18 protein-coding genes and 1 pseudogene are annotated in these 19,564 nt (G+C 69.5%); all 19 read right to left on the reverse strand.

The window, feature by feature from the left end; all coding sequences use genetic code 11:
- Positions 1 to 70: 70 nt before the first annotated feature.
- A complete protein-coding gene (locus ET445_RS13330; protein WP_129191714.1) occupies positions 71 to 1,132 on the reverse strand; it encodes a quinone-dependent dihydroorotate dehydrogenase in 1,062 nt (353 codons plus the stop codon).
- 13 nt (positions 1,133 to 1,145) lie between these two features.
- The gene (gene nrdR / locus ET445_RS13335) at positions 1,146 to 1,619 is read right to left on the reverse strand and encodes a transcriptional regulator NrdR (protein WP_129191715.1); all 474 of its coding nucleotides are present in this window, start codon (positions 1,617 to 1,619) and stop codon (positions 1,146 to 1,148) included.
- 52 nt (positions 1,620 to 1,671) lie between these two features.
- The gene (gene hisD, locus ET445_RS13340; protein WP_129191716.1) at positions 1,672 to 2,985 is read right to left on the reverse strand and encodes a histidinol dehydrogenase; all 1,314 of its coding nucleotides are present in this window, start codon (positions 2,983 to 2,985) and stop codon (positions 1,672 to 1,674) included.
- A gap of 24 nt (positions 2,986 to 3,009) precedes the next feature.
- Positions 3,010 to 6,582, reverse strand: coding sequence for a DNA polymerase III subunit alpha (gene dnaE, locus ET445_RS13345; RefSeq protein ID WP_129191717.1), 3,573 nt, complete (start codon positions 6,580 to 6,582; stop codon positions 3,010 to 3,012).
- A 24-nt stretch (positions 6,583 to 6,606) separates the two neighbouring features.
- Positions 6,607 to 7,527 carry an RluA family pseudouridine synthase gene (locus ET445_RS13350; protein ID WP_129191718.1) on the reverse strand — a complete coding sequence of 307 codons (921 nt, stop codon included), beginning with the start codon at positions 7,525 to 7,527 and terminating at the stop codon, positions 6,607 to 6,609.
- A complete protein-coding gene (locus tag ET445_RS13355) occupies positions 7,527 to 7,970 on the reverse strand; it encodes a signal peptidase II (protein WP_243695203.1) in 444 nt (147 codons plus the stop codon). Before ET445_RS13355 ends, ET445_RS13350 begins: the two co-directional genes overlap by 1 nt.
- 159 nt (positions 7,971 to 8,129) lie before the next feature.
- Positions 8,130 to 8,849, reverse strand: a complete 720-nt coding sequence (locus tag ET445_RS13360) for a DivIVA domain-containing protein (RefSeq protein WP_129191719.1) — start codon at positions 8,847 to 8,849, stop codon at positions 8,130 to 8,132.
- 121 nt (positions 8,850 to 8,970) lie between these two features.
- Entirely contained in the window at positions 8,971 to 9,105 is a 135-nt protein-coding gene (locus ET445_RS18490; RefSeq protein ID WP_341769710.1) for a hypothetical protein, read from the reverse strand.
- Complete coding sequence (locus tag ET445_RS18495; RefSeq protein WP_341769711.1) at positions 9,102 to 9,278, reverse strand: hypothetical protein; 177 nt, start codon at positions 9,276 to 9,278, stop codon at positions 9,102 to 9,104. The genes ET445_RS18490 and ET445_RS18495 overlap by 4 nt, the downstream gene beginning before the upstream one ends.
- Before the next feature lie 11 nt (positions 9,279 to 9,289).
- Positions 9,290 to 9,775, reverse strand: coding sequence for a cell division protein SepF (locus ET445_RS13370; protein ID WP_129191720.1), 486 nt, complete (start codon positions 9,773 to 9,775; stop codon positions 9,290 to 9,292).
- Positions 9,776 to 9,817: 42 nt separating this feature from the next.
- Complete coding sequence (locus ET445_RS13375; RefSeq protein WP_129191721.1) at positions 9,818 to 10,501, reverse strand: YggS family pyridoxal phosphate-dependent enzyme; 684 nt, start codon at positions 10,499 to 10,501, stop codon at positions 9,818 to 9,820.
- Positions 10,498 to 11,727: a cell division protein FtsZ gene (gene ftsZ / locus ET445_RS13380; protein ID WP_129191722.1), complete on the reverse strand. Its 1,230-nt coding sequence runs from the start codon at positions 11,725 to 11,727 to the stop codon at positions 10,498 to 10,500. Before ftsZ ends, ET445_RS13375 begins: the two co-directional genes overlap by 4 nt.
- 241 nt (positions 11,728 to 11,968) lie before the next feature.
- A complete protein-coding gene (locus ET445_RS18065) occupies positions 11,969 to 12,268 on the reverse strand; it encodes a cell division protein FtsQ/DivIB (RefSeq protein WP_243695204.1) in 300 nt (99 codons plus the stop codon).
- Positions 12,187 to 12,759 carry a hypothetical protein gene (locus ET445_RS18070; RefSeq protein WP_243695205.1) on the reverse strand — a complete coding sequence of 191 codons (573 nt, stop codon included), beginning with the start codon at positions 12,757 to 12,759 and terminating at the stop codon, positions 12,187 to 12,189. The genes ET445_RS18065 and ET445_RS18070 overlap by 82 nt, the downstream gene beginning before the upstream one ends.
- A gap of 226 nt (positions 12,760 to 12,985) precedes the next feature.
- A pseudogene (gene murC / locus ET445_RS13390) lies at positions 12,986 to 14,388 on the reverse strand (UDP-N-acetylmuramate--L-alanine ligase).
- Positions 14,389 to 14,499: 111 nt separating this feature from the next.
- Positions 14,500 to 15,600, reverse strand: coding sequence for a UDP-N-acetylglucosamine--N-acetylmuramyl-(pentapeptide) pyrophosphoryl-undecaprenol N-acetylglucosamine transferase (locus ET445_RS13395; protein ID WP_129191723.1), 1,101 nt, complete (start codon positions 15,598 to 15,600; stop codon positions 14,500 to 14,502).
- The gene (ftsW, locus tag ET445_RS13400; RefSeq protein ID WP_129191724.1) at positions 15,597 to 16,940 is read right to left on the reverse strand and encodes a putative lipid II flippase FtsW; all 1,344 of its coding nucleotides are present in this window, start codon (positions 16,938 to 16,940) and stop codon (positions 15,597 to 15,599) included. Before ftsW ends, ET445_RS13395 begins: the two co-directional genes overlap by 4 nt.
- Complete coding sequence (gene murD, locus ET445_RS13405; protein ID WP_129191725.1) at positions 16,861 to 18,453, reverse strand: UDP-N-acetylmuramoyl-L-alanine--D-glutamate ligase; 1,593 nt, start codon at positions 18,451 to 18,453, stop codon at positions 16,861 to 16,863. Before murD ends, ftsW begins: the two co-directional genes overlap by 80 nt.
- A complete protein-coding gene (gene mraY / locus ET445_RS13410; protein ID WP_129191726.1) occupies positions 18,450 to 19,547 on the reverse strand; it encodes a phospho-N-acetylmuramoyl-pentapeptide-transferase in 1,098 nt (365 codons plus the stop codon). Before mraY ends, murD begins: the two co-directional genes overlap by 4 nt.
- Positions 19,548 to 19,564 lie beyond the last annotated feature (17 nt).

Consider the following 19,564-nt stretch of genomic DNA (forward strand, 5'->3'; position numbering starts at 1 on the left):
GCGCGCGTCGATGACGACGAACGGATGCCTCGCGGACGACGCCGCGCGCAGGCGGCCGGGCGCTCGCGACTCAGCCCGCGACTGCCCCGACCCGACCCGCACGCTCGCGCGCGATCTTCGCGAGCCCGCGGTTGATCTGACGGGCCCACAGCGGTCCGCGGTAAATGAACGCCGAGTAGCCCTGCACGAGCGTCGCGCCGGCGTCGAGGCGCTCCTGCACATCGGCCGCGGTGTCGATGCCGCCTACCGAGACCACGCACAGGTCGTCGGGCACGTTCGCACGGACGATCTTCAAGACCTCGAGCGAGCGGGCCGCGAGCGGGGCGCCCGAGAGTCCGCCGGCGCCGATGCGCTCGACCTCGGCGGCCCTCGCCTTCAGCCCCTCGCGGGAGATCGTCGTGTTCGTCGCGATGATGCCGTCGAGGCCGAGGCGCACCGCGAGTTCGCAGATGCGGACGATCTCGTCGTTTGAGAGGTCGGGCGCGATCTTCACGAGGAGCGGCGTCGTGCCCGCCGCGCGTTGCACCGTCTCGAGGAGCGGCGCGAGTGCGTCGAGTTCTTGCAGCCCGCGGAGCCCGGGGGTGTTGGGCGAGCTCACGTTGACGACGAGGTAGTCGGCGAAGGGCGCGAGCACACGCGCACTGCGTTCGTAGTCGCCTGCCGCGTCTTCGACGGCCGTGACCCGGCTCTTGCCGATGTTGACGCCGAGCACCGGGCGGTGCGTGCGCCGCGACAGCCGCGAGAGGCGCCCGGCCGCGGCATCCGCCCCGCCGTTGTTGAAGCCCATACGATTGACGAGCGCGCGATCGGCGATGAGCCGGAACAGTCGAGGCCGCTCGTTGCCGGGCTGCGCGATCGCGGTCAACGTGCCGACCTCGACATGGCCGAATCCGAGGTTGCCGAGCCCGAGCACGGCGAAGCCGTCTTTGTCGAAGCCCGCCGCGACGCCGAACGGCGACGGGAAGCGCAGCCCGAGCGCATCGACCCCGAGCACCGCGTCGGGTGCCGTGAAGCGCTCGACGACACGGCCGACGCCGAGCGTCGGGAGCGCCCGGATGAATCGGAAGGCGAGGTGGTGCGCATTCTCGGGGTCCATGCGCTTGAAGACGACGTTGAAGAGGAGTCTGTACATGCCGGAACTCAGGCTACTCGACCGGCCTGGCCGGAAGCCGCCCGTGCTCGGCGCGGAGCGCGTCGATCGCGGACTCGAAATCGTCGAGCGACTCGAATGCCTGATACACGCTCGCGAACCGCAGGTAGGCGACCTCGTCGAGGTCGCGCAGCGACGGCAGCACGGCGAGCCCGATGTCGTTCGCCTCGATCTGCGACGCGCCCGTCGAACGGATGGTCTCCTCGACCTTCTGCGCGAGCACCGCGAGGTCGGCGTCGGTCACCGGCCGCCCCTGGCACGCCTTCTTGACGCCGAGCACGACCTTCTCGCGGCTGAACGGCTCGATGACGCCGCTGCGCTTGATGACCGAGAGACTCGCGGTCTCGGTCGTCGAGAACCGGCCGCCGCACTCGGGGCACTGGCGACGACGACGGATCGACAGTCCGTCGTCGGTCGTGCGCGAGTCGATCACGCGGGAATCGGGGTGGCGGCAGAAGGGGCAGTACATGGTGCTTCCCAGCCTATCGGCGCACCGGATGCCTCGGGCTCGCCGTTCGCCCTCAGCCCTCGTGTGCGAACCGCGCTTCGACGGCCTCGCCGTGCGCCGGCAGATCCTCTTCGCGCGAGAACGCCGCGACGACCGGCGCGACCTCGCGGAGCGCTCGTTCGTCGTACCGGACGATCTGCTGCGGCCGGAGGAACGTCGCCGCCGAGAGTCCCGACACGTACCGCGCCGTGCCGCCCGTCGGGAGCACGTGGTTCGAGCCCGCGGCGTAGTCGCCGAGACTCACGGGCGAGTACGGGCCGATGAAGATGGCACCCGCGTTCGAGATGTTCGCGAGCACCGCGTCGGGGTCTTGCACCTGGATCTCGAGGTGCTCGGGCCCGAACGCGTCGGTGAACCTCGCAGCCTGTTCGAGGTCGTCGACGAGCACGACCGCCGACTGCGGGCCGGTGAGCGCTTCACGCACGCGGTCGGCGTGCTTGGTGGCCGCGGCGCGAGCCGCGATGCGCGCGAGCACCGCGTCGGCGAGCCGCGGCGAGTCGGTCACGAGCACTGCCGCCGCCAACTCGTCGTGCTCGGCCTGGCTCACGAGGTCTGCCGCGACGAAGTCGGCGTCGGCCGCGTCGTCGGCGATGACGAGGATGTCGGTGGGCCCGGCTTCGGCGTCGATGCCGGTGACGCCCGACACGAGCCGCTTCGCAGCCGCGACGTACACGTTGCCCGGGCCCGTGACGCGCTGCACGGGTTCGAGCCCGATGCCGGGCACGCCGTACGCGAAGGCGCCGATCGCGCCCGCGCCGCCCATGGCGTACACCTCGTCGATGCCGAGGAGCGCGGCTGCCGCCGCGATCGTCGGGTGCACCCGCCCGCCGTGGTCGGCCTGCGAGGGCGAGGCGAGCGCGATCGAACGGACGCCCGCGACCTGCGCGGGCACGACGTTCATGACGACGCTCGACGGATAGACGGCCTTGCCGCCGGGGATGTACAGCCCGACGCGCGAAACCGGCTGCCAGCGCTGCTCGACGATCGCACCGTCACCCAGCACCGAAATCTCGGGAGCCGGCACCTGCGCCGCGCTCGCGATGCGCACACGCGCGATCGTGGACTCGATCGCCGTCCGCACCTCGGGGTCGAGCGCGTCGAGCGCCTCCTGCAGCGCCTCGGCGGGCACGCGCACGGCGTCGGGGCGCACGCCGTCGAACCGCTCGGACTGCCCGAGGAGCGCGTGCTCGCCGTGCTCGCGGACCTCGTCGATGATCTTCCGGGCGCGATCGAGTGCGACCGACACGTCGGTGTCGGCGCGCGGGACGAGCGCGAGCAGTTCGGTCGGGGTCGGACGGGTTCCACGGAGGTCGATCGTGCGCAGCATGATGCCTCCCAGCCTACCGGCGGGCTACACGAGGCAGTTCGGCCCGAGGAGGCTCTTGAGCTCCCCGTAGAAATCGACGCTCACCTTCACCGGGTACGGCAGTTCGAACACGCGAGCGCTCCGGCCCTTCGTGAGCCGCAACCGCACCTCGGTGTCGCCGCGGTGTCGGATGAGCACGTCGCCGAGCGCGACGATCGTGTCGGTCGTCGCCCGCACGTCGGGGATCGAGATGAGCACGGGCCCGTTCTCGTCGCCCTGCCCGAGGTCGGGCTGGAACACGCTGTGCGCATGCAGGTTCATGCCGTCGTCGCGGAGGCTCACCCGCCCACGGACGACGACGATCGAGTCGCTTTTCAACGCGGGCGCGAACTCTTGATAGGCCTTGCCCATGAACATGACCGTGATCTCGCCCGAGAAGTCCTCGACTGTGATCATGCCGTACTGGTTGCCCGAGTTCTTCGCGATGCGGTGCTGCACGCTCGTCACGAGCCCCGCGATGACGACGGTGTCGCCGTCTTGCGTGGAGTCGGATCCGGTGAGGTCGAGGATCGACGTCGATGCATGCTTCGCGAGCGGCGCCTCGAGTCCGGCGAGCGGATGGTCGGAGACGTAGAGGCCGAGCATCTCGCGCTCGAACGCGAGCTTGTCCTTCTTCGCCCATTCGGGTCGGTCGGGCACGAGCGAAGGCACGGCTTCGCGTTCGTGGTCTTCGAAGAGGCTGTCGAAGTCGAACCCGACGTCGCCGACCTCTTCGGCGCGCTTCTCCTTCACGACCGACTCGACCGCACCCTCGTGGATCTCGACGAGCGCCCGTCGCGTGTGCCCGAGCGAGTCGAACGCACCCGCCTTGACGAGCGATTCGACCGTGCGCTTGTTTGCGACCTGGATGGGGCACTTCTTCAAGAAGTCGTGGAACGACTCGAAGCGCCCCTTCGACTCGCGCGCGGCGCGGATCGCATCGACGACGTTGAACCCGACGTTGCGCACGGCGCCGAGGCCGAAGCGGATGTCGTCGCCGACGGCCGCGAAGAACCCGATCGACTCGTTGACGTCGGGCGGCAACACCTTGATGCCCATGCGTCGGCACTCGTTGAGGTAGAGCGCGAGCTTGTCGCGCGCGTCGCCGACGCTCGTGAGGAGCGCCGCCATGTACTCGGCCGGATAGTGGGCTTTGAGGTACGCCGTCCAGTAGCTCAGCACGCCGTACGCGGCCGAGTGCGCTTTGTTGAAGGCGTAGTCGGAGAACGGGAGCAGGATGTCCCAAAGCGTCTTGATCGCGGCATCCGAATAGCCGTTGGCCTTCATGCCGGCCTCGAAGCCCTCGTACTGCTTGTCGAGTTCGCTCTTCTTCTTCTTGCCCATCGCTCGACGCAGGATGTCGGCCTGACCGAGCGAGAACCCGGCGACGCGCTGGGCGATCGCCATCACCTGCTCCTGGTAGATGATGAGGCCGTAGCTCGTGTCGAGGATGTCGGCGAGCGACTCGGTGAACTCGGGGTGGATCGGCGTGATCTCTTGCAGGCCGTTCTTGCGGAGCGCGTAGTTGATGTGGGAGTTCGCGCCCATCGGGCCCGGCCGGTAGAGCGCGATGACGGCGGAGATGTCTTCGAAGTTGTCGGGCTTCATCTGACGCAGCAACGCCCGCATGGGGCCGCCGTCGAGCTGGAACACGCCGAGCGTGTCTCCCGATCCGAGGAGGCGGTAGGCCTCTTCGTCGTCGAGCGCGAGGTCTTCGAGCACCGGGCGGAAGCCGCGGTTGGCCTCGATGTTGTCGAGCGCGTCGTCGATGATCGTGAGGTTCCGGAGCCCCAGGAAGTCCATCTTGATGAGGCCGAGCGACTCGCACGCGGGGTAGTCGAACTGCGTGACGATCTGGCCGTCTTGTTCGCGCTTCATGATGGGGATGATGTCGATGAGCGGATCGCTCGACATGATCACCCCCGCCGCGTGCACGCCCCACTGGCGCTTGAGGTTCTCGATGCCGAGCGCCGTCTCGAAGACGGTCTTCGCCTCGGCGTCGGTCTCGATGATGGCCCGGATGTCTCCGGCCTCCTTGTAGCGCGGGTGCGCCGAGTCGAGGATGCCCGTGAGCGGAATGTCCTTGCCCATGACGGCCGGGGGCATCGCCTTCGTGAGCTTCTCGCCCATGCCGAACGGGAACCCGAGGACGCGACTCGAGTCTTTGAGCGCCTGCTTGGCCTTGATCGTGCCGTACGTGACGATCTGCGCGACGCGCTCCTCGCCGTACTTGTCGGTCACGTACTTGATGACCTCGCCGCGCCGACGCTCGTCGAAGTCGACGTCGAAGTCGGGCATCGAGACGCGGTCGGGGTTCAGGAACCGCTCGAAGATGAGGCCGTGCTGCAAGGGGTCGAGGTCGGTGATCTTCATCGCGTACGCCGCCATCGAGCCGGCGCCCGAACCGCGGCCCGGGCCGACGCGGATGCCGTTCGTCTTCGACCAGTTGATGAAGTCGGCGACGACGAGGAAGTAGCCGGGGAAGCCCATCTGGCTGATGACGCCGACCTCGTAGTCGGCCTGCTTGCGCACCTCGGCGGGGATGCCGTTCGGGTACCGCACGTGCAGGCCCTTCTCGACCTCCTTCACGAACCAGCTCTCCTCGTTCTCGCCATCGGGAACGGGATAGCGCGGCATGTAGTTCGCGCTCGTGTTGAACTGCACGTCGCACCGCTCGGCGATCGCGAGCGTGTTGTCGCACGCCTCGGGCAGCTCGCGCCAGACCTGGCGCATCTCGGCGGAGGTCTTCAGGTAGAAGTCGTCGGCGTCGAACTTGAACCGGTTCGGGTCGTCGAGCGTCGATCCCGACTGCACGCACAGGAGGGCCGCGTGGCTCTTCGCGTCGTGCGCGTGCGTGTAGTGCAGGTCGTTCGTCGCGACGAGCGGAAGGTCGAGCTCTTTCGCGAGCCGCAGGAGGTCGCCGCGGATGCGCGTCTCGATGCCGAGCCCGTGGTCCATGAGCTCGCAGAAGAAGTTGTCTTTGCCGAAGATGTCTCGGAACTCGGCCGCGGCCTGCACGGCCTCTTTGTACTGGCCGAGCCGGAGCCGGGTCTGCACCTCGCCCGACGGGCAGCCCGTCGTCGCGATGAGGCCCGTGCTGTAGTTCTGGAGGAGTTCGCGGTCCATGCGCGGCTTGAAGTAATACCCCTCGATCGAGGCGAGCGACGACAACCGGAAGAGGTTGTGCATGCCCTCGGTCGTTTCAGCGAGGAGGGTCATGTGCGTGTACGCACCCGCGCCCGACACGTCGTCACCGCCGCCAGACCCCCAACGCACGCGCGTCTTGTCGGCGCGGTGCGTGCCCGGCGTGAGATACGCCTCGGTGCCGATGATGGGCTTCACGCCCGCGTCGGTCGCCTGCTTCCAGAAGTCGTACGCGCCGAACACGTTGCCGTGATCGGTCATCGCGACGGCGGGCATGCCGTAGTCGGCGGCAGCCCGCACGAGTTCGCCCACCCTGGCCGCCCCGTCGAGCATCGAGTACTCGGTATGGACGTGCAGATGGACGAAATTGTCGGCCACGGGGCTCCTCGAATGGGGTTCGTCGGGAGTGACCAGTCTAGGCGCGACCGCCCACATCGGGGGGCGCCCGCGCGGGGCCGTTCAGTCCTCGCGCAGCACCTCGAGCGCGTGGGCGAGATCGGCCGGATACTCCGACTCGAAGACCGACCACTCCCCCGTCGCGGGGTGCACGAAACCGAGCTCGCGTGCGTGCAGCCACTGCCGTTCGAGCCCGAGCCTCGCCGACAGCGTCGGGTCGGCGCCGTACATCGAATCGCCTGCGCACGGATGCCGCTGCGCGGCCATGTGCACGCGGATCTGGTGCGTGCGGCCCGTCTCGAGGTGGATCTCGAGAAGCGACGCGTACGGGAACGCCTCGAGCGTCTCGTAGTGCGTCACGGCGTGCTTGCCGTCGGCGACGACGGCGAATTTCCACTCCGACCGGGGGTGCCGGCCGACCGGCGCGTCGATCGTGCCCGCGAGCGGATCGGGGTGCCCCTGCACGACCGTGTGGTAGATCTTCTCGACCTCGCGATCGTGGAAGGCACGCTTGAGCGCCGTGTAGGCGCGCTCGGACTTCGCGACGACCATGAGCCCGCTCGTGCCCGCGTCGAGGCGGTGCACCACGCCCTGGCGCTCGGGAGCCCCCGACGTCGAGATGCGGAACCCGGCGGCCGCGAGGGCGCCGACGACCGTCGGGCCCTCCCAGCCGGCCGACGGGTGGGCGGCGACGCCCGCGGGCTTGTCGACGACGACGAGGTCGTCGTCGTCGTGGACGATGCCGAGGTCGGGCACCGGGATGGCTTCGATCTGCACGGGCCGCGGCGGATTCCAGCTCACCTCGAGCCAGGCACCTGCACGGAGCCGATCGGACTTGTCGACGACCCGTCCGTCGAGTTCGACGCCCCCCGCGGCCGCGATCTCCGCGGCAAGCGTCCGCGAGAAGCCGAGGAGTTTCGCAAGGCCCGCATCGACACGTGTGTCGTGGAGGCCGTCGGGAACGGGAAGAGCGCGATGCTCCATCAGGCTTCGGCCGGAAGTTGCGCCGCCGAGGTGTCGTCGAGACCGGATGCCCCGCCCTCGCCGTCTTCGGCCGACGCGCTCCCGTCTTTCGCGCGACGCGAATCGCGCGTGCCGTCGAGCCCGAGCCCGCTGATCGTCAGGATCATGAAGAGCACCATGCTCGACACGATCGCCATATCGGCGACGTTGTAGATCGCCGGCAGCATCCACGGAGTCGAGATGAAGTCGACGACGTGCCCGAGCCCGAAGCTCGGCTCACGGAAGAGTCGATCGGTGAGGTTGCCGAGGACACCGCCGAGCAGGAGGCCGAAGACGATGCCCCAGGCGACCGAGCGGATGCGCCGTGCGAACCAGATGATGACGCCGATGACGCCCGCGGCGAGGATCGTGAAGATCCAGGTGCTGCCGCTCGCGATCGAGAAGGCCGCGCCGGGGTTGCGCACGAACTGCCATTGGAGGAAACCGCCGAGAACTTCGACGGTCTCCCCTCGGTCAGATTCTGGACGACCCACGCTTTCGCGAGCTGATCGAGCGCATACGCGGCGACGGCCGCTCCGAAGAGGACGAGGAGCGCGGTGGTGGTGCCGGCTGCCTTGCCCCGCTCAGCCGCCAAAGCCCTGGAACGTCGGAGCAGCGGGCTCTGCCTGACGCGTCGGCGCGCTCACCGGGTTCGAGAACCCCTGGCCGCCCGACACCTGCACGGGCGCGGCCGTGTCGAGGTCGCGGAGCTGACCCTCGATGTAGCTCTTGAGCTTCTGGCGGTACTCGCGCTCGAAGATGCGCAGCTCGTCGACCGACTTCTCGAGCGCGACGCGCTCCTGGTCGAGCACGGTCATCTGCTGGCGCGACTTGGCCTCGGCCTCGGCGACGACGCGCGCGGCGGTGGCGTGGCCTTCGGCGATGAGCGCATCGCGCTTCTCGACGCCCTCGCGCACGTGCTCCTCGTGGAGGCGACGGGCGAGCTGGAGGAGGTTCGTCGTCGACGTCTGCTCGTCGAACTCGGACTGCGGCGCAGCAACCTGCGTGGGAACCGCGACGGTGGGAGGCGGCGAAGCCGGCTCCGCGAACGCCGTCGCCGGTGCTGCGGCGGGCGCGGGCACCGGCGCTGCAGCGGCCGCCGCCTGTGCGTTTCGCACGGCTTCGGCGGCGCGTGCCTCCGCAGCGGTCAGACGCTGACGGAGCTCGTCGTTCTCTCCGTTCAGTCGGCGAAGTTCGACGACGACCTCGTCGAGGAAGTCGTCGACTTCGTCCTGGTCGTATCCCTCACGGAACTTCGTCGCCTGGAAGCGCTTGTTGACCACATCTTCCGGAGTTAGCGCCATGGCTGCCCACCCTCAAATCTGTCTTGGCTCGGATCGGTTCTGCCTACGGTAGCAGGGTAGAACGTCGAGACGCAGTGCCGTTCGTCTCGCCGGGTCATGCTTGCAGCAGATCGTCAGGTCGTCACGCAGTCGCCGCGGCGAGTCCCGAGACGATCGTCATGAGGACGATCACCACCAGCATCGCGAGGCTCCACCCGAGGTCGAGCGCGATCTGCCCGATGCGGATCGGCGGCACGAGTCGACGGAAGAACTTCACGGGCGGATCGGTGACCGTGTAGACGGCTTCGACCACGACGAGCCAGAATCCGCGGGTCGCCAACCGCGGTTGAACGTGCGGATCAGATCGAGCACGAAGCGCGCCCACATGATGAAGAAGTAGATGAGCAGGAGCGTCGAGAGGATGCTCCAGACGACGGACAGTGCTCCCACGTCGGGAGAGTCTACTGGTGCGAGAAGAAGGTCGAGTCGCCGGCGCCCTCGGAGTCGCCCGTCTCCCCCGAGACGACGACGTGCGCGGGCGAGAGCAGGAAGACCTTGCTCGTGACGCGCTCGATCTTGCCGTAGAGGCCCTGCGACAGACCGCTCGCGAAGTCGATGAGGCGGCGCGCGTCGGCGTCGGACATCTGCGAGAGGTTGATGATGACGGGCACCCCCTCGCGGAACGACTCGGCGATGACCTGCGCGTCGCGGTACTGACGCGGGTGGACGGTGAGGATCTCGTTCATGTCGGCCTGGGGGGTCGTCGGCGCGGGCTGGGGCGCCTTGCGGAGCGGGGTGACGGCGGCGCCGCCGCCCTTGGGTGCCGGGGCCGCGTGCACGACGGGCGCAGGGCTCGGGGCTGCGGTCGGCTGCGACGCGGGCTCGTGCTCGAGCTCCTCGTCGGCCAGTCCCAGGTAGACCATGGTCTTCTTCAGCGGGTTCGACATCTGTCCCCTCCGTACTTCATGCCGTCGTGTTCGAGGCTAACCTCAGCCTGGTCGATTCCCGGTGATTGCGGTGCCGATGCGAAGGTGTGTCGCACCCTCCAAGATCGCGTCGCGATAGTCGTGGCTCATCCCCATCGACAGGGCGGATGCCTCGGGCGCGATGCGTTGCACGAGCTCGCCGAGTTCTCGCACACGGGCGAACGCCGGACGCGCAGCCTCGTCGAGCGGGGCGACCGCCATCAGCCCGCGGAGCCGGAGCCCGGGGGTCGCGAGCACCTGCTCGGCGAGGGCCTCGACGCCGTCGGGTGCGACTCCGCCGCGCCTCGGGTCATCCGTGAGGTTCACTTGAACGAATGCGTCGATCGCCGCGTCGTCCGACGCGAGTGCCTGCGCGAGTTCTGCGCGATCGACCGAGTGGATCGCGCTCGCGTACGCGCGCACCTGCCTCGCCTTCTTGCGCTGCAGCTGACCGATGAAGTGCCAGTGCACGTCGAGGTCGGCGACCTCGGCGGCTTTCGCCTGGGCCTCCTGGTGCCGGTTCTCGCCGAAGTCGCGAACGCCGAGTGCCGCGAGGTCTCGCACGAGCGAGGCAGGGTGGAACTTGGTGACCACGATCGTCGTGATCTCGTCGGGCGCGCGCCCGGCCGCACGCGCGGCGTCGGCGACGCCGTCGCGTACGGCCTGCAGCCGCTCGGCAAGTACTTCGGGGTGGTGCTCGTCGGTCACTTCAGGAAGTCGGGGATGTCGAGCTCGTCCTCGGTCTCGGCGAACGCCGGGTCCGAGACGATCTGGTCGCCGGCCGACGAGTCGATCGCACCCCAGTTCGTCGACTCGACGAGCTCTTCGATGTCGATCTCGTCGTGCGTGTCGCTCGAGTCGGACGCGAACGCCGAACTCGTCGCGGATGCCGTGCCCGCCGACGTGCCGACGAGTGCCGGCGCGGGTGTCGTCGCCGCCGCGAACGACGAGCGGCGCGCGTCGATCGCCTGCTCCTTGGGCAGCGGCTCTCCACCGTCGAATCCCGCGGCGATGACGGTCACGCGCACCTCGTCGCCGAGCGTGTCGTCGATGACGGCGCCGAAGATGATGTTCGCCTCGGGGTGCACCGCCTCTTGCACGAGCCGGGCGGCGTCGTTGATCTCGAAGATGCCGAGGTTCGACCCGCCCTGGATCGAGAGGAGCACGCCGTGCGCACCGTCGATCGACGCCTCGAGCAGCGGGCTCGCGACGGCGAGCTCGGCCGCCTTGATCGCCCGATCGGCCCCGCGCGACGAACCGATGCCCATGAGCGCGGACCCCGCGCCCTGCATGACCGACTTGACGTCGGCGAAGTCGAGGTTGATGAGGCCCGGCGTCGTGATGAGGTCGGTGATGCCCTGCACACCGGCGAGGAGCACCTGGTCGGCGGTCGCGAACGCCTCGAGCATCGAGATACCGCGGTCGCTGATCTCGAGCAGACGATCGTTCGGCACGACGATGAGGGTGTCGACCTCTTCTTTCAGGCGGGCGACGCCCTGCTCGGCCTGGGTCTGACGGCGCTTGCCCTCGAAGCCGAAGGGCTTCGTGACGACGCCGATCGTGAGCGCGCCGATCGACTTCGCGATGCGGGCGACGACGGGCGCGCCGCCCGTGCCGGTGCCGCCGCCTTCGCCTGCGGTGACGAAGACCATGTCGGCGCCCGCGAGCGCTTCTTCGATCTCTTCGGCGTGGTCTTCGGCGGCGCGACGGCCAACCTCGGGGTCGGCGCCGGCGCCGAGTCCGCGGGTGAGGTCGCGACCGACGTCGAGCTTGACGTCGGCGTCGGACATGAGGAGTGCTTGTGCGTCGGTGTTGATCGCGATGAACTCGACGCCGCGAAGCCCGAGTTCGATCATGCGGTTGACGGCGTTGACGCCGCCGCCGCCGATGCCGACGACCTTGATGACGGCGAGGTAGTTCTGGTTTGTCGACATGTGCGGCCCTTCGTGCGAACTCTGAACTCTGAACCTATACTGGAAGGTTAAAGTCTTGCCGAGTATGCAATTCCTGCGTCGAAGGTAAGCGCTCGGCACCCGCTCCCGGGCAACCCGCCCCCGCGTGTCGCGAACCGGATGCGAGATCAGCCGGTGACGACACTCGCGGGTGACGAGACGTCGTAGAACGCGACCGTGTCGGGCGGCGACGAGAGCATGAGCCTCGCGAGGACGTCGGCCTTCATCTGCGACTGCTCGGCACTCCCCAGACGACCGACGCACCGCCCGCGAGTTCGAGTCGGACGTCGTCGGCGGTCTGCGCGCTCGCGTGCACGAGCTGCGTGCGGACCTCGGGCGGCAGGCTGCGGATGACCGCGGCGGCCGCGCGGAACCCCGCGCTCGAGATCGGACCGGCTTCGATGAGCGGCTCGCCCTCGGGCCGCTCGGCCGGCCGGTCGATCACGACCCCCGCGGCGTCGACGAGCTCGAGTCCGTCGTCGGTCTGGACGACTCCGACCGGTGTGCGCTCGACGATGCGCACGACGAGCGTCGAAGGGGGATCGTCTCGGTCGAATAGGTCTCGATGAGCGGGAACGCCGACAACGCGGTGCGCACGTCGGCCGACGTCACGAGGGGCAGCGGCGTGCCGATTTCGCCGGCGAACGCGCCCTGCAGTGCGTCGATGGGAATACGCTGCGCACCTTCGATGCGCACATCCCGCAACGCCATGAGCGGCGAGTACGCGGCCCCGACCGCTCCTCCGGCGACGACCACGACCGCCGCGATCCCGATGAGCCACGCCATGCGGCGCCGCCGCGACCGTTGCGTGAACCGCCGCACCTCGCTGCGCTCGTACTTGCGGCGCTCTCGTTGCGCGCTCGCGACGGCTCGTCGAGCGGCGCGCGCGTCACCGGAGAACGCGGATGCCTCGGGGTCGCCGCCGACCCGGTCGCGCCCGTCTTCGGCTACCCGGCCGTCGTCGGCCGGTCGCCCGTGATCACGCGGCGGTGCGTCGTCCACGAGGACGGTCACGGGCGCGGCACCCACGACGACGATCGGCTCGGTGTCGACCGAATCGGCGACGCGGGTCGCACCGGGCCGAGGGCCCGCGTCGACCCGGGCGGCAGACCGGTCCGCCGGCGAGGGCGATGCCGGCGAAGGGGATGCAGACGCCGGCGAGGCAGGCGCGAGCGGGGGCGTCGGCCGCGCCGGCGGCGGCCCGTCGAACCCCTGCGGCCGCTTCACCGAGCCGCCCCGGTCACCCGCGCTCGCGTTCGAGCGACGCGAGGAGCTGCGGCACGATCCGGTACACGTCGCCGCAGCCGAGCGTGATGACGAAGTCGCCGTCACGCGCGATGACAGCCGTGTGATCGGCGGCCTCCTGCCAGTCGGGCAGATACGACACATGCGACGCGTCGGCGAACCGCTCGCTCACGAGCGCGCCCGTCACCCGGGCACGGGGTCTTCGCGCGCGCCGTAGACGTCGAGTACCACGGTCTCGTCGGCGTACTCCTCGAGCACCTCGGCGAACTCCTTCGCGAAGGCCTGCGTGCGGCTGTAGGTGTGCGGCTGGTGGACGGCGATGATGCGGCCGTCGCCGACGACCGTGCGCGCGGCCGCGAGTGCGGCGGCGACCTCGGTCGGATGGTGGGCGTAGTCGTCGTAGACGCTGACGCCCCCGACCGTGCCGTGCAGTTCGAATCGGCGCCCGGTTCCGGCAAAGGTCGCGATGCCGGCGAGGGATGCCTCGGGGTCGAACCCGAGGCCCGTGAGCACGGCGAACGCGCCCGCCGCGTTGATCGCGTTGTGGCGGCCGGGGATCTGGAGTCGCGTCCGATACGTCTTGCCCTCGTAATCGACGGCGAAGGCCACGGGCCCGTCGGTCTCGACGGAGTGCACGCGCACCGAGGCATCCGCCGCCTCGCCGAACGTGACGACGCGCTCATGCGAAAGCCGCTCGTGGACGCGCTTCGCGCCCGGGTCGTCGGACGAGATGACGACGAGCTCGCGCGCCCGATCGGCGAAGTCGACGAAGGCCTGCTCGAACGCCTCGCGCGAGCCGTAGTGGTCGAGGTGGTCGGGGTCGACGTTCGTGATGAGCGCGACCGAAGTGTCGTAGAGGAGGAACGAGCCGTCGGACTCGTCGGCTTCGACGACGAAGAGCTCGCCCTCGCCCGACGCGGCGCTGAGGCCGAGGTCGGCGATCACTCCGCCGTTCACGAAGCTGGGGTCGGCTCCGAGCGCGCGGAGCCCCGTCACGATCATGCCCGTCGAGGTCGTCTTGCCGTGCGCGCCCGCGACCGACACGAGCCGCTCGCCCGCGATCACAGACGCGAGCGCCTGCGACCGATGCAGCACCGGAAGGCCGCGCGAGAGCGCGAGCCGGTACTCGGGATTGTCCTGCCAGAGGGCGCCCGTCACGACGACCGTGTCGACGTCGTCGGGGAGGTTCTCGGCGGCATGCCCGATCGCGATCTCGGCGCCGAGATCGCGGAGCGCGTCGATGTTCGCCGACCCGCGCACGTCGGACCCGGTGACGCGGTGGCCCGCGCCGAGCACGAGCCGCGCGATCCCGCTCATGCCCGAACCCCCGATGCCCACGAAGTGCACGGCACCGAGGTCGGCGGGGATCTGGACGGAGGGATCGGGCTTGATGGTCACGTTGTGCGGATCTTCCTCGGGTCGGTCTGAATCTGGGTCTCGGTCGCCGATGCGTCGAGCAGGGCGACGGGCGGTCGGATGCCTCGACCGAGGCATCCTGCTGCACCCACGTTACGCGTCTTCGGCCCCGCCGCGGGCTCCCCCGCCGACCGCGCGGTCGACGAGCGCGACGAAGCGCGCCGTGCCGTCGCGGAACCCGGCCGACGCCGCGGCATCCGACATCGAAGCGACCTGTACCCGATCCGCGAGGAGCGGAACGAGTTCGGCGTCGACCCATGCGGGCACGAACGCAGCGTCGTCGACGAGCACTCCGCCACCCGCCGCGACGACGGGAGCGGCGTTGAACCGCTGCTCCCCGTTGCCGACGGGGTACGGGACGTAGACGGCCGGGATGCCGAGCGCCGCGAGTTCGCTCACCGTCGCCGCGCCCGCGCGCGAGACTGCCGCGTCGGCGAGGGCGAGGGCGAGGTCCATGCGGTCGACGTACTCGACCATGCGATAGCCGGGCAGTCCCGGGTCGTCGACCTCGCTCGACGCGCCCGTGATGTGGAGCACCTGCCAACCCGTCGCGACGAGCGCCTCGGCGCTCCGCCGCACCGTCGCGTTGATGCGACGTGCGCCGAGCGAGCCGCCTGTCACGAGGAGCACCGGTCGTTCGGCGTCGAGGCCGAAGAACGCGGCCGCTTCAGCGCGGGTCGCGGCACGGTCGAGCGACTCGATCTCGCGGCGGAGCGGCATGCCGACGACCTCGGCGCGCGGCAGCGGGGTTCCGGGGAATGCGATGCCCGTGGCGAGGGCGAAGCGCGCGCCCAGCCGGTTCGCGAGCCCCGGCCGTGCGTTCGCCTCGTGGATCACGACGGGGACGCCCGCGCGACGCGCAGCGAGGTAGGCGGGCGTCGAGACGTAGCCGCCGAACCCGACGACGACGTCGACGCCGCGCTCGACGATGATGCGCCGCACATCGTCGATCGAGCGCTTGAATCGCGCCGGGAACGCCGCGGCGGCCTTGTTCGGACGGCGCGGGAACGGAACCTTCGCGATCGTCAGCAGTTCGTACCCGCGTGCCGGCACCAGCCGCGACTCGAGTCCCTCGGCCGTGCCGAGCACGACCACCACGGCCGACGGATCGCGGTCGCGCAGCCGGTCGGCGACCGCGAGCAGGGGGTTCACATGGCCGGCGGTGCCGCCGCCGGCGAGGAGGTAGGTCGTCATCGAGCGGCGCCGGCTTTCTGGTTGCGGGCACCCGTCGCCTTCGCGACGCGACGCGCTTCGGCGCGCGCGGCCTGGCGGGCGGATGCCTCGGGGTCGCGTGCGACCGACAGGACGATGCCGATCGCGAAGAGGGTCGTGAGGAGCGCCGAACCGCCCGCTGAGACGAGCGGCAGCGGCACGCCGAGTGTCGGGAGGAGCTTCAGCACGACGGCGATGTTGACGAACGCCTGCACGATGACCCAGACCGAGACCGCCGCCGTCACGGTCTTCCCGAACGGCGTCGCCGCGATGCGCAGCACGCGCGCGAACGCGATCGCGAGGAGGACGAACATGACGATGACGACGGTCGCGCCGATGAGTCCGAGCTCTTCGCCGATGATCGCGAAGATGAAGTCGTTGTCGGCCGCAGGCAGCCACGACCACTTCGCCGCCGAGTTGCCGAGCCCGACGCCGAAGATGCCGCCGTTCGCTAGGGCGAACGTGCCGTGCACGACCTGCCAGCAGTCTTCGGTGTTGATCGAGGTGCAGTTCTCCTGCAGGAACGCCGAGATGCGCTTCATCCGGCTTTCGCTCGAGATCGCGACGAGCCACATGCCGATCGCGCCCAGCGCGATCGGCAGGAAGAGCAGTCGCAGCCGCACGCCGATGAGGAAGAGCGCGCCGAAGAGCATCGCCGCCATGATCATGACCGTGCCGAGGTCGCCGCCGACGAGCACGAGTCCGATGGCACCGCCGCCGACGAGCAGGATCGGCATGATGCCGTGCACGAAGTCGCCCATCCGGTCTTGCTTCTTCGTGACGATGAGCCCGAGCCACATGACGAGCGCGACCTTGATCATCTCGGACGGCTGGATGCTGAACGACCCGATCGCGAGCCAGTTCGTGTTGCCGCCGATCTCGACGCCGAGGGGCGTCGCCACGACGAGCAGCTGCATGAAGCACGAGATGATGAGTGCCGGCCACGCCGCCTTCATCCACAAGCGTTCGGGCACCCGGCCCGCGAACAGCATGAGCGGCACGCCGATGAGCGCGTAGAGGCTCTGCCTCCCGGCTTGGCTCAGGAAGTTGTCCTCTTCGATCTTCGACTGCACGAGCGAAGACGAGAGCACCATGATGAGTCCGAAGACGACGAGGAAGAGCGTCGTCCCGAGGAGCATGAAGTATGCGCCCGACTCGGCACGGAAGACCCGTCCGAGGCGGATGCGCGCTGCCGCGACGCCGCTCGACGCGTCGGCCGCGTTGCTCGTTCCCGGCACCCGCTCAGCCGTCTTCGCGCGTCGAGCCGTCGACGGATCCCCCGCGAGGCTCGTCTTCGGGGGCGGCTTCGGCTGCCTCGCCATCGGCTGCACCTCCGAGCATCGAGTGGACCGCATCGTGGAACCGCCGGCCTCGGTCGGCGTAGTCGGCGAACTGGTCCATCGACGCGGCCGCCGGTGCGAGGAGGACGGTATCGCCTTCCTCGGCCACGGCCGCCGCGAGGGCCACCGCCTCGGGCATGACCTCTTCAGTCTGACCGGCGACGACCTCGAAGAGCGGCAGCTCGGGTGCGTGTCGCGCGAAGGCCGAGACGAGTGCCGTGCGGTCGCGCCCGATGACGATCGCGGCGCGCAGCCTCCCGACGTGCGATGCGACGAGCGCGTCGGCGTCGACGCCCTTCAAAAGGCCGCCCACGATCCAGACGACCTTGCCGAAGGCTTTCAAGGATGCCTCGGCGGCGTGCGGATTCGTCGCCTTCGAGTCGTCGATCCAGCGGATGCCTCCCGCCAGCGCCACCGTCTCGATGCGGTGCGCGTCGAGCCGGAAGTCGAGGAGGGCGTCGTGCACGACCGCGACGGGCACGTCGAGCGAACGGACGAGCGCGGACGCCGCGAGGATGTTGGCGACGATGTGCGGCGCATCGAGTCCGCGCGGTGCGAGTTCGTCGCGTGTCGTGATCTCGAAGGCGGCGGTCCGGCGTTCTTCGAGGAAGGCGCGGTCGACGAGGATGCCGTCGACGACGCCGAAGTCGCTCGGGCCCGGAGCGTCGAGCCCGAACCCGATCGCGCGAGCGCCCTCTTCGACCTCGGCGTCCTCGACCATGCGGCGAGTGGCATCGTCGGCGCGGTTGTAGACGCATGCGACCTTGACGTTCTCGTAGACCTTGGCCTTCGCAGCGGCGTACGCCTCGGGCGAACCGTGCCAGTCGAGGTGGTCGTCGGCGAGGTTCAGCACGACGCTCGCCCACGGATGGACGGCACCGGGCCCCGTCGTCGGCATGTGGTGGAGCTGGAAGCTCGAGAGTTCCACGACGAAGACGTCGAAGCCCGACGGGTCGCGCACGGCGTCGAGCACCGGCACGCCGATGTTGCCGCACGGCGCCGCGCGGAGGCCGTTGGCCGCGAGGAGCGTCGCCGTGAGCTGCACGGTCGTCGTCTTGCCGTTCGTGCCCGTCACGAGCACCCACTCGCCCGCGTTGACCTTGTCGCGCACGCGCCACGCGAGCTCGATGTCGCCCCACACGGGCACGCCGTTCGCACGGGCCCATTCGAGCACCGGATGACTCGGCGGGAACCCGGGCGACGCCACGACCAGTTCGGCGCCGAACCCGACGAGCTCTCGGGGCACGGTCTCGAGCGGATCGGTCACGAGCTTCGCCCCGATGACCTCGAGGATGCGCGCACGGTCGTCGTCGCGCGCGGGCGCGAGCACGAGCACGTCCGCGCCGAGCTCGGTGAGGGTGTCGGCGACGGCGAAGCCGGTCACGCCGAGGCCGAGGACGGCGACCTTGAGCCCGCTCCAGTCGGCGTGCCAGCTGGTGAGTCCGTCGAGACGCGACGCGGCCGAGGCATCCGTCGTGCTCGAAGCATCCGTCATCGCTGGAGCCATTCGAAGTAGAAGCTGCCGACGCCCGCGGCCGCGAGGAGGCCCGCGATGATCCAGAAGCGCACGACGATCGTCACCTCGGCCCACCCCTTCAGCTCGAAGTGATGGTGGATGGGACTCATGAGGAAGATGCGTTTGCCGCCCGTGAGCTTGAAGTACGCGCGCTGCACGATGACCGAGCCGGTCTCGATGACGAAGAGGCCGCCGATGAGGACGAGCAGCAGTTCGGTGCGGCTGAGGATCGCGAGCGCCGCGAGCGCTCCGCCGAGCGCGAGCGAGCCCGTGTCGCCCATGTAGATGTGCGCGGGGTTCGTGTTCCACCAGAGGAATCCGACGAGCCCGCCCACGATCGCCGTCGCCACGATGGCGAGATCGAGCGGATCGCGCACCTCGTAGCAGCGGTACTCGTCGGAGGGGTTCAGGTTGGCCCCGAAGCACGATTGGTTGAACTGCCAGAAGCCGATGACGATGAACGAGCCGATCGCGACGATCGAGGCGCCGCCCGCGAGGCCGTCGAGGCCGTCGGTCACGTTGACGCCGTTCGACGCCGCCGCCGTGAGGAATGTGATCCACAGGATGTAGAGGCCGATGCCGACGACCGTGCCGAACACCATGAAGTCGAGCGGCAGATCGCGGATGAAGGAGATCTTCGTCGAGGCGGGGGTCTCGTTCTGCGCGTTCGGGAACTGGATCGCGAGGATCGCGAACGCGCCCGCGATGACGACCTGGCCGGCGACCTTCGCCCAGCCGCCGAGCCCGAGGCTCTGCTTCTTGCGGGTCTTCAGGAAGTCGTCGACGAACCCGACGACGCCGAGGCCGACCATCATGAACAGCACGAGGAGGCCCGACGCGGTCGGAGGCTCGTTGGAGACGAGGAGCGTCGCCGTGAAGTAGCCGAAGAGCGTGCCCAGGATGAAGATGATGCCGCCCATCGTGGGCGTGCCTCGCTTCACGTGGTGGCTCTGCGGACCGTCGTCGCGGATGAACTGCCCCCACCCGAGCTTCGTGAAGAGGCGGATGAAGAGCGGGGTCAGGAACAGCGTGAACGCGAGCGACAGTGCTCCGGCCGTCAGCAGTGCCCTCACGCGAGCCACTCTCCCAG

Origin of the sequence: Agromyces protaetiae (assembly GCF_004135405.1) — a bacterium.
Classification (GTDB): domain Bacteria; phylum Actinomycetota; class Actinomycetes; order Actinomycetales; family Microbacteriaceae; genus Agromyces; species Agromyces protaetiae.